Annotated in this window: 8 protein-coding genes; 4 read left to right on the forward strand and 4 right to left on the reverse strand. The window is 63.8% G+C overall.

The annotated features are described in order from the left end of the window. Positions 1-110: 110 nt before the first annotated feature. The 4 genes from otnC to AC792_RS00615 all read right to left on the reverse strand — a co-directional run bounded on the left by otnC (position 111) and on the right by AC792_RS00615 (position 4837). Positions 111-770, reverse strand: coding sequence for a 3-oxo-tetronate 4-phosphate decarboxylase (gene otnC, locus AC792_RS00600; RefSeq protein WP_235436283.1), 660 nt, complete (start codon positions 768-770; stop codon positions 111-113). A 130-nt stretch (positions 771-900) separates the two neighbouring features. Continuing rightward, positions 901-2220 (reverse strand): 3-oxo-tetronate kinase, encoded by a 1320-nt coding sequence (otnK, locus tag AC792_RS00605; RefSeq protein WP_082177222.1) that lies wholly within the window; start codon positions 2218-2220, stop codon positions 901-903. A gap of 159 nt (positions 2221-2379) precedes the next feature. Continuing rightward, complete coding sequence (locus AC792_RS00610) at positions 2380-3426, reverse strand: isocitrate/isopropylmalate dehydrogenase family protein (RefSeq protein WP_049828665.1); 1047 nt, start codon at positions 3424-3426, stop codon at positions 2380-2382. A 115-nt stretch (positions 3427-3541) separates the two neighbouring features. Further along, positions 3542-4837, reverse strand: coding sequence for a CitMHS family transporter (locus AC792_RS00615; RefSeq protein WP_049828666.1), 1296 nt, complete (start codon positions 4835-4837; stop codon positions 3542-3544). Between the two features lie 190 nt (positions 4838-5027). On the opposite strand from AC792_RS00615, the gene glpX reads away from it, so the two are divergent. From glpX to AC792_RS00635, 4 genes are all read left to right on the forward strand, one after another. After that, a complete protein-coding gene (glpX, locus tag AC792_RS00620; RefSeq protein WP_049828667.1) occupies positions 5028-6026 on the forward strand; it encodes a class II fructose-bisphosphatase in 999 nt (332 codons plus the stop codon). A 360-nt stretch (positions 6027-6386) separates the two neighbouring features. Then, positions 6387-7562, forward strand: a complete 1176-nt coding sequence (locus AC792_RS00625) for an ABC transporter substrate-binding protein (RefSeq protein ID WP_049828668.1) — start codon at positions 6387-6389, stop codon at positions 7560-7562. Between the two features lie 30 nt (positions 7563-7592). Beyond that, a complete protein-coding gene (locus AC792_RS00630; RefSeq protein ID WP_049828669.1) occupies positions 7593-9368 on the forward strand; it encodes an ABC transporter permease in 1776 nt (591 codons plus the stop codon). After that, a complete protein-coding gene (locus tag AC792_RS00635) occupies positions 9361-10491 on the forward strand; it encodes an ABC transporter ATP-binding protein (RefSeq protein ID WP_049828670.1) in 1131 nt (376 codons plus the stop codon). The genes AC792_RS00630 and AC792_RS00635 overlap by 8 nt, the downstream gene beginning before the upstream one ends. The last annotated feature ends 44 nt before the right edge of the window (positions 10492-10535 follow it).

Consider the following 10535-nt stretch of genomic DNA (forward strand, 5'->3'; position numbering starts at 1 on the left):
TGGCTCAGTTCCTTTAGCTTTGTGAGCGTGGCTTTACGTGCGTCGCCCGCTGTGTCCTGAAGTCCATTCCGCACAGTGGTCAACCAGTCTAATGATACGTGGGTGGCACTTCAGGGTGCGAGGGCTGCGGCTTGCTCCGTAGTGAGTGGTCGTGTCGTGTGCCCGTGCAGGAGCAGGTATAGCTTGGCCGTCTCTTCGAGTTCCTCCAGAGCATCCAGGGCGGAGGGGACGTCCTTGGCCGCAACAATGGGGCCGTGGTTGCTCAGGAGCATCGCGAGGTTCTCGCGCGCCGTGTCTTCTGCGAGTTGCTCCAGTCCGGAGTCTCCCGGGGCGTGGTAGGGCAGAAGGGGTAGACGTCCGACGCGCATGGCGAAGTACGCGGTCAGGGGTGGGATCACGTTACTCGTGTCGGTGTGCTGCAGGCATGACACGGCAGCTGAGTATGTCGAGTGCGTGTGGACGACCGCGGAGTCCTGGGGACGTGCGCGCAGAACCGCGGCATGCAGGAATGCTTCCTTGGATGGTTTCGCTCCACCAACGTGCTTACCGTTGGCGTCAATGAGGGAGAGTTCGTCCGCCTGGACAGTGCCAAGGCTGCTGCCGGTGGGGGTGACGAGGATGGCGTCACCGGAACGGACGCTGATGTTTCCTGTGCGGCCGTGGGTGAGCCCGCGATCGAAGATCGAGCGGGCAGCTTCGATGATGCTGTCGCGGAGCTGCTGGTCATTGTTCAAATCGGTGGCCTCCAGGAGTTGTGGTGGGTTCGTCACGGTCGGGATGGGACGGCGTACGAAGACTGGTCGGGTGTGCTCAAGACCGTGCTTGAGACGGTGCTTGTCAGGTGGTCGTCGCGCCGTGATGGGTGCCGACCGGTCAGACAGGACGGGTGAATGCGTGTGCTCATGCGACTGTGGTGGCTTCCCTGGCCGCAGTGGCGGTCTCATCAGCAGTTTCATTGGTTGCCTTAGTGGGGGGCATGGCTCGGGCGGCGCGGACGAGGAGGTCTTGTTCCCCGAAATTACCGGATTTGAGCAGCAGCGCTGTTGGGTGGGGTTCGGTTGTGTAGATCCAGGGCACTCCGGGGGCCATTTCCTGTCCGATGATGCCTCCGCGGATGTCGAGGGCGTCGACGACGGCGCCGGAGGTCTCCCCGCCGGCGATGATGATGCGGCGCACACCTCGGTCGTGGAGGCCACGGGCGATGATTCCGGTGGCTGTTTCAAGGATCTCGGCGGAGCGCGCCACTCCTATGTGTTGCTGGGTTTCGGTCAGGCGTGCGGGGTCCATCGTGGAGTAGATGAGTGGGACGCTACCGGGTGTGAGGGTGTCGAACCAGGTCAGTGCTGCGGCGGCGAGGGCTGCAGGGTCAGGTGTTGCCCGGACGTCGAGGAAGTAGGACGGTTCCCGGTCCCGCATGTAGGCGACCTGTTCGCGGGTGCGTGCCGAGCAGCTTCCAGCGAGAACTGCCGCCGGCACGGCACCTACCGGGTCGTGGTGGGTCGCCTGCCGACCGTTTGTTGTGGCCAGGGCAGCTCCGAGTCCTGCTGCCAGTCCTGCAGCCCCTGTAAGGAACCGGTCATTGAGGCACGCTGCGCCGACGGCCTCGAGGTCCTCGTCGGTGATGGCGTCGATGACTGCGTAGCGGATTCCCGCGGCAGCGGCATTATCCAGTGCCTGCCGTATTGCAGGTGAGCCCGCACGGACCACGTCGTGGTCGATAAGCGTGATGGGCCTACTGGTCTGAGTCGAGAGCAAGCGCAGAACGTTGGAGTCACGCATGGGAGTCAGCGGATGGTGTTGCATCGGCGATTCGGCTAGTGGCTGTTGGGCGACGAAGAGGTTCCCCATGTATTGGGTGCGGCGGGGTTGGGGGGGGGCTGGAACGATGACCGTGATACCAAATTGTTGGCAGGCAGCCAGCGCATCGGCTACCTGCCCGATGTTTCCGGCTGGGCTCGAGTCGAAGGTGGAGCAGTATTTGAAGAACAGCTGCGTCGCTCCGTGCTCCTGCAGCCAGGTCGCTGCGGTGAGTGATTCGCCGACGGCTTCCGCTGGTGCCATGGTGCGGGTTTTGAGCGCGATCACGACGACCTGATGGTCAGCGACCGCATCTGTCGGTTGGGGCTGTCCGAAGATCACAAGGGTCGACAGGCCGGCCTTCGTAAAGGACAGGGCCACATCAGTACCTCCGGTGACATCGTCGGCGATGACTCCAAGCATGGCGTGTGATCCGTTCTGGTGGTCACCCGGTGTGCGGGTGCGAAGCCCGGCGTCGGGCTTCCCTGGTGGATGTCGGGGCGCCAGCCCTGGATTCTCGTGCGTGGTGAACCCAGGGCTGACGTCCGGCAGGTGCTGGTGTGCTGTGTTGCGGTGTGGGTGTTAGATGCGGGTGGTGGCGGTAGCGACGGCGTCGGCGAAGCCGGAGGTGCTGGCGGTGCCGCCCATGTCGGGGGTCATGGTGCCTTCGCTGACGACGAGCTCGGTGGCTTTCTCCACGATGTCCGCAGCTTTCAGGACCGCGTCGTCGTCGAACTTCGCGCCCAGCCAGCGCAGCAGCATCGCCGAGGACAGGATCATCGCGATCGGGTTCGCGATGTCGCGGCCGGCGATGTCCGGGGCGCTGCCGTGCGAGGCCTGCGCCATGGCCTGCTTGTCCGAGGAATTGATCGACGGTGCGATGCCCAGCGACCCGGCGACTTCACCGGCGAGGTCCGAGAGGATGTCACCGAACATGTTCTCGGTGACGATGACATCGAACTTGTCGGCCCGGCGCACCAGGTGCACGGTCGCGGCGTCGATGTGGAAGTCGTTGACGCTGACCTCGGGGTATTCCTTGGCGACGTCGCGGCAGACGTCCCGGAACAGGCCCGTGGTCATCTTCAGCACGTTGGCCTTGTGCACGATCGTGACCCGCTTGTCGCGCTTCATCGCGAGCTTGAACGCCTCGTGGGCGATGCGGGTCGTCGCGGCCCGGGTGATGATGCCGTGCATGATCGCCACATCCGGGGTCGGCATCATCTCGCCGGTCCCGGCGAAGGTGTTGCGATCCGCGTAGAACCCTTCGGTGTTCTCCCGCACGATGACCAGGTCGGTGCCCTCGACGATCGCGTTGCCGCCGTGGAACGCCTTCGCGGGACGGATGTTCGCGAATAAGCCGAAGTGCTTACGGATCGTGCCCGAAGGGTTCAGCATCGACCGGTGCGGTTCTGGGTACGCTGCGCTGTCGTGCGGGCCCAACAGCCACCCGTCCACAGTGTCTAGGGCGGCCAGGGTCTCATCCGGGGTCGCCTTGCCATGCGTGTCAATCGCTTCCCGGCCCAGCGGCAGCTCCGTCCACTGGATCGGGGCGACACCGGCGGCCTTCACCGCAGCATCGATGATCTTCACCGACGCCGGCACGATCTCCGGGCCGATACCGTCACCCATCAACACAGCCAACTGGTACTGCTTAGCGTTACTCACAAGAGGACCTTCTCTCTATCAATCGTCCCAACCTCATTGACGGGCCAGAACATCGGGGTTTGTGGGTAGGAACAGGGGTTTAAGTCAGCGAGATGGAGCCGGTGAGCAGCTGGAAGCCGATGAAGGCGAAGCAGCCTGCGACGACCCAGAGGATCGCGAACTTCTGGAACTCGCCGAGTTCCTTTTTCAGCAGCCCGAGCAGGACCCAGAGGGGAGCTGAGGTGGGGCCGATCATGTGGGAAATCTGTCCGACGACGCCGGCCCGGGCGATCTCGTTCGGGTGGATGCCGTACTGGGAGGCGGATTCGGAGAGGACGGGCAGGATGCCGAAGAAGAAGGCGTCGTTGGACATGAAGAAGCCCAGTGGGATGGCGATCACTGCGGTGAACAGTGGGATCAGTGCGCCCAGGGAAGGAGGGACGACGCTCAGGAGGGTGTCGGCCATGGCTTGGATCATGCCTGAGTCCGACAGGATTCCGGTGAAGACGCCTGCCGCGAGGACGAGCATGACTACGGGGACGGCGCTGGCGGCGTGCCGCTGGATGAGTTCTCCCTGGGTGGAGAGCTTGGGGTAGTTCACGAGCAGCGCGATGACGAACCCACCGATGAACAGCACGACCAGGGGTGCCACCCCTGAGATGAGCAGGACCAGCAGCAGGACGGTCAGGCCGGCGTTAACCCAGGTGCGCCAGGTAGGACGCTCGGAGGCGTGAGCGGTGCGTGTCCGCAGCTCTTCGGCCAGTTCGGCAACAGCAGCCTGATCGACCCGCTTACGCTGGCGCAGACCGAGAACGTAGGCGATCGCGATGATGAACAAGGAGGTGAGGAGCAAGGACGGGATGAGACTGACGAAGTACTCGGTGGCATCCAGACCCAGGACGCTGATGGCGCGCGTCGCAGCTCCACCCCAGGGCGTGGAGCCGGAGATCAGGCCCAGGGACATGGTCGCGATGGTCGCGATGACGAGCGGATTGATGTTTAGCCGCTTGTAGATTGGAAGGAAAGCCGAGCAGATGATCATGTAGCTGGTAGTTCCGTCACCGTCAAGGGCGACAAGCAGTGCCAGCACCGCTGTCCCGACGCAGATTTTCACCGGGTCGCCTTTGGAGATGCGAAGGATCAGGTTCGACACGGGATCGAAGAGTTTGGCATCCATCATGATGCCGAAATAAAGCACCGCGAACAGCAGGAGAACTGCTGTCGGTGCGACTGTTTCCAGCCCGGAAAGCACCATGTCTCCAAGGCGTGGGCCGAAGCCTGCGATGATGGCGAAAAGAACGGGGGCCAGGATGATGGCGACGAAGGCTGTGGCCCACTTTCGCATCACGGCGACCATGAATGTGACGAGCGTGGCAAATCCGAAGACTGCGAGCATCGTTTCTCCTCTGCATTGAGGGATGTTTCCCTACGGCGACTTTGACGTACTGGTACCGATTGCCCGGCGACCCGGCCCCTCAACCATCCGGTTCAGGCATGTGTTCGACGATAGAACCAAAGTGGTCGACCAGTCAACCACTTGTCCCAAAGTGGTCGACCAGTTGCTTGATTCTGCGTAGGATCGGCGGGTGAACATTGACGAAGGCACCCTCTTGAAGCATCCTGACCGCAATCTTGCCCTTGAACTGGTTCGGGCAACGGAAGCTGCAGCGATCCGATCTGCACCCTTCATCGGCAAGGGTGATAAGAATGCCGCTGATGGCGCAGCGGTGGACGCCATGCGCAAGTTCCTTGCCACCGTCGACTTCGACGGCGTCGTGGTGATCGGTGAGGGCGAGAAGGACCAGGCGCCGATGCTCTATAACGGGGAGCGGGTGGGAAGCGGCACGGGCCCCTCCTGCGACATCGCGGTGGACCCGATCGATGGGACAAGCCTGACTGCAGCGGGCCGGCAGAATGCCCTCTCGGTGATCGCCGTGGCGGACCGGGGGTCGATGTTTGATCCCAGCGCGGTCTTCTACATGGACAAGATCGTCACCGGGCCTGAAGGTCATGGCGTCATCGATCTCGAGCGTCCCATCGGCGACAACATCCGTGCCCTGGCCAGCGCGAAAGGTGTTGCTGTGGCCGACTTGCACGTGGCGGTTCTCGACCCCCCCCGCCATGCCGACCTCATCGAACAGATCCGCGCCGCGGGGGCCAGTACGGAACTCCTTCTTGACGGCGACGTCGCAGGCGGCATCAACGCCGCTCGCCCCGACTCCCCCGTCGACATGTGCGTCGGCATTGGCGGCACTCCCGAGGGAATCATCACCGCCTGCGCGGTCAAGGCACTCGGCGGTCTCATCCAGGCCCGCTTGGCACCTCAGAATGACGGCGAACGGGCCACAGCCCGCGCGGCCGGCCACGACCTCACTGCAATCCTGGACGATTCGACCCTCGTCAGAGGCGACAACGTCTACTTCGTCGCCACCGGCATCACCGACGGAGCCCTGCTCGCCGGAGTCCGCCGCAGCCCCGGCTTCATCAGGACCTCGAGCATCGTCCTACGCTCCCATTCAGGCACCATTCGACGCGTCATCGCCGATCACCTCACCGCGAAGTGGTACGAAGCGGATGACCGCTAAAGGCTGCGGCCGAACAGCCAAATCCTCCCCAACCACCGAGCGCCCACCGGGCGCCCGACGGCGCTGACGGAACTTCCATAGCGCAGAGCCACGCGCAAATCATCGGCGTTGCCGATATTGATGCTGCGCGCCCTACCCACGTACTCGACGCAGGCGCCCTGCCAGTAAGTCCTGCCAGAGAGTCCTGCCATTGAAGCTGCCAGGGGTCCTGCTGTGATCTGGGTGCGGATGGGAATCGAAGAAATCTGAAGCAACAGTGGTCGGGTGGTTGACTGGTCGACCACTGTGACGCATCCTGATGTGAGCCGCCTCACAGCAGGCAGTATCAAAACCCGCGCATCACTCAAAGGAGAGTCCGCCATGAAGGCATCGCATCCCGTCCTGCAGACGCCATTCCGGAAATACCCTCGGCTGGCCGTTGCCACCCTCGTCGTCGGTTCGCTCGTCTCGTTGACCGCATGCGGCGGCGGCGGAGCAGACGCTGGAGCCCCGGCTCCCGAGAACCCCATCGCCGTCGGCGAGTTCCCCGAGTACTACCCGGCTGATTATCAGAGCATCATCGACGCCGCCGAGCAGGAAGGCGGAGAACTGTCGATCTACTCGAATACCGACCAGGAGAACTGGGCCCCGCTGTTCCGCGACTTCCAGAAGAAGTACCCCTTCGTCACGAAAATCTCCGCCAGCAACCTGGACTCCGACGAGGTGTTCCAGAAGGCACTCAGCGAGCAGGCCACCGGCAGCTCACCGGCTGACATCTTCGTCTCCAACGCCACCGGGGCCTGGGCGGACTTCGCCGAGCGTGAGGGAACCCTCCTCGAGTACGAGTCCCCCGAAATCGCTGAACTGCCCGAGTTCGCTCAGCTGCTCCCCGGCGTCGTCGCGATGTCCGCGGACCCGCAGACCATCGCCTACAACACGACCCTGCTCGAGGAGGAACCGACCAGCCTTGCGTCCTTCGCGGAGCAGATTGCAGCCGACCCGGGCAAGTTCGAGAACATGATCGGCGTCCGCGACGTGACCGGTGCCTTCGGCTTCACCATGTTCTACAACCTCACCAAGAACAAGCCCGAAGCATGGGACTCCCTGGACGACATCCTGGCAGCATCACGGCCCGAGACGTCCTCCGGAACCCTGTCGGAGAAGGTCCTGGCCGGCGAATACGTCGCAGGTGTCCTCGTGACCGCAGCCCCGGCGTTCCCCGTCGTGAAGAACAGCGGAGGCCTGTTCGACATCAACCTTCCCTCCGACGGCACGGTCGTCATCCCCCGCGGGCTGGGCATCGCAGCCGAAGCACCCCACAAGGCCACAGCCCAGCTGTTCACGGACTTCGTGCTCTCCGAGGAAGGCCAGCAGGCGGTCCTCGAAGGCGGACTCTCCTCCTACCGCGACGGCGTCGAGTCGGTCGAGCTCGCCTACACCTACCAGGACGTCATTGACGAGGTCGGTGAGGACAACGTGATCCTGGCACCCTACGAGGTCGTGCCCGAGGCGGACGTCGAGGCGTTCACCACCCGCTGGAACGGCCTCCTCAAGTAACGACCCGAGCAGCGCAAGGAACCGGAAACCATGAGCACGATACCCGCACTCCGGCCTGATAAGCAGGCCTCAGGTACACCACGAACTGACTTCCCCGCCCCGCGGTACCGCCGCATCCTGGGAGCCGACCGCAGCAACGTGATCTACTGGGCCACCATCGTCGTCCTGGCGCTGCTCGTTCTCGCCCCGGTCGTCCCGACCCTCTACCAGTCCATGGTCGACCGGCCCCTGTACGAATCCGGGGGCATCTTCACCCTGGAGAACTACAGCCGGCTGTTCACCGAAGCCGGCTTCGGCCAGGTCGCCCTCAACACCGCGCTGTTCGCGGTAATGACGACGGTCTTGACGATCCTGATCGCTGTTCCCATGGCGATTGTGGTCGTCCGCACCAATATTCCCGGCCGCAAGGCCTTCGGGATCGCCATGCAGTGGCCGTTCTTTATCTCCTCCCTGATCCTCGGATTCGGGTGGATCACCATGTACGGGCCGGCGGGCTTCGTGAGCGTCGAAGTCCGCCGGATCCTGGGCTTCCTACCTTGGGACCTCTACACCCTGCCTGGTATGGCGATCACCGAGGCGGTCGCCCTGGCCCCCATCGCCTACGTGTTCTGCGCCAACGCGCTGCGCAACACCGACGCTTCCCTCGAAGCTGCAGCACAGACCGTAGGAGCCGGCCCGTTCCGCATCCTGTGGTCCGTGATCATCCCGATGCTCCGGCCCCCGGTCGTCTACAGCTCCATCCTCGTCTTCAGCATGTCCATCGAAACCCTGAGCATTCCCCTGCTCTACGGGCAGCCCGTCGGCATCACCGTGTTCGCCACGTTCCTCTACAAGAACGGCCTGCAGTCCATCGACCCCGACTACGGCATCCTCGGAGCCGCGTCCACCGTCATCCTGGTGGTGACGATCCTCCTGGTCGCCGTTCAGGCCAGACTGCTCAAGGACGCCAAACGCTTCGTGTCCGTCCGCGGTAAGGCAACCCGTCCCCGCCTGCTCGAACTGGGATGGCTGAAGTGGGTCGCCGTCGCAGGCATCACCTTCTACGTCGTCGTCGGCGCTCTCATCCCCATCCTCGGACTGGTCTTCCGCTCAGCGACCCGCATCTTCACGCCCCTGCAGAACCCGCTGCTCTCACTGACGAGCGACAACTACGCCCGCATCATCGAATACCCGGTCTACGTCGCCTCCATCCGCAACAGCCTCATCGTCGCCGGCCTCGGCGCCGTCCTGGTGAGCCTGCTCGCACTGGTTGCCGTCATCGTCGCCAAACGATCCACGTTCCGCTACCGCAGGGTCATCGAATACCTGGCCCTGGCACCACAGGCCATGCCGGGCCTAATCATCGGTCTGGGACTGTTCTGGGCCTTTGCCTTCATGCCCTTCAACACCGGAGCCCTGATTCAGGGCACGCTCTGGGCGCTGATCATCGGCTTCGGGCTGCGAGCACTGCCCAGTGCGTTCGGGTCCATCTCCCCGGCTGTCATGCAGATCGGAGAGGAACTCGACAACGCAGCACGCGTCAACGGCGCCGACTGGCTGAGGACCTTCACCCGGATCCTCACCAAGCTCCTCGCTCCGTCCTTCGTCGCGGCGATGATCCTCACCTTCGTCGTCATGCTCAAGGAATACTCGCCGGCGATCTTCCTCGGCTCGGCCGACACCAACATCATCGGCACCACGATGCTCGAGCTGTGGGTCCAAGGCAACACCGGGTCCGTCGCCGCACTGGCCACCATCCAGATCCTCATCACCGCACTATTCGTCGGCATTGCCGGCCTTCTCACGAGAGGTAAGAAAGATGCCTGACGTCGTCGTCAAGAATCTGCGCAAGGAATTCCAGGGAACCACCGTCCTGCACGGGGTCGACATCACCATCAAGGACGGCGAGTTCTTCACCCTCCTGGGACCCAGTGGCTGCGGCAAGTCCACCACCCTGGCCTGCCTGGCCGGCCTGGAACGGCCGACCTCGGGATCGATCACCGTGGGCGACACGACCTTCGTCGAGGACACCTCCAACAAGTTCGTCCCACCCGAAGAGCGCAACCTCGGCATGGTCTTCCAGTCCTACGCCCTCTGGCCACACATGACACTGGCCCAGAACCTCGCCATGCCACTGAACATCCGCAAGGTCCCAAAGTCCGAGCAGGAAACACTCATCCACGACGCACTTGACAAGGTCGGCCTGGCCCACCTGAAAAAGCGCTACCCACACCAGCTCTCCGGCGGACAGCAGCAACGCGTCGCCCTGGCTCGCGCGCTGGTCTACTCCCCCAAGGTGCTCCTGCTCGATGAACCCCTGTCGAACCTCGACGCGAAGCTACGCGAGCAGGCCCGGGTCTGGCTCAAGAAACTACAGGCAGATCTTGGCATCACCACCGTCTACGTCACCCACGATCAGGAAGAAGCCCTGGCCATGAGCGACCGTATCGCCGTCATGTCCGCCGGCAACGTCCTCCAGGTCGCAGCCCCGCACGAAATCTACGAGCAGCCCGCCACCGCGGAAGTCGCCGCGTTCATTGGCCGCTCCAACTTCCTCGACGGCACCGTCGTCGCCCTCGACGGTGTGACAGCCACCGTGAAGCTCGAAGAGCGCGGCGAGGTCATCAACGTCACCGTCGCGGGCCCTGCACAAGCTGGCGACGCGGTGACGGTGGCCTTCCGGCCCGAAAAGGCGTTCCTCGCCAAACCAGACAAGGCCCTCCCGGCAGGAGCGACCGCGCGCAACGCACGGATCCTCCCCCCCCCCTGCGTCGGATCCCGGTACGGGTACGCCCTGGAGTCCGGGCCCAAGCCCCTCATCGTCGACAGCACAGCTGGCGGGCTCACCGGAGACGTGAAACTCATCGTTCCCGCCGAGTCGGTCCGCCTGTACCCCGGCACCAACGTCATCGCCGATGACGTCGCCGACCTGATGGCTGTCACCCACTAAACCGGCGTCAGCCACCCCCAGCCACCCCCAGCTACCCCAAGCAC

Origin of the sequence: Arthrobacter sp. RIT-PI-e (genome assembly GCF_001187915.1) — a bacterium.
GTDB lineage: Bacteria > Actinomycetota > Actinomycetes > Actinomycetales > Micrococcaceae > Arthrobacter_D.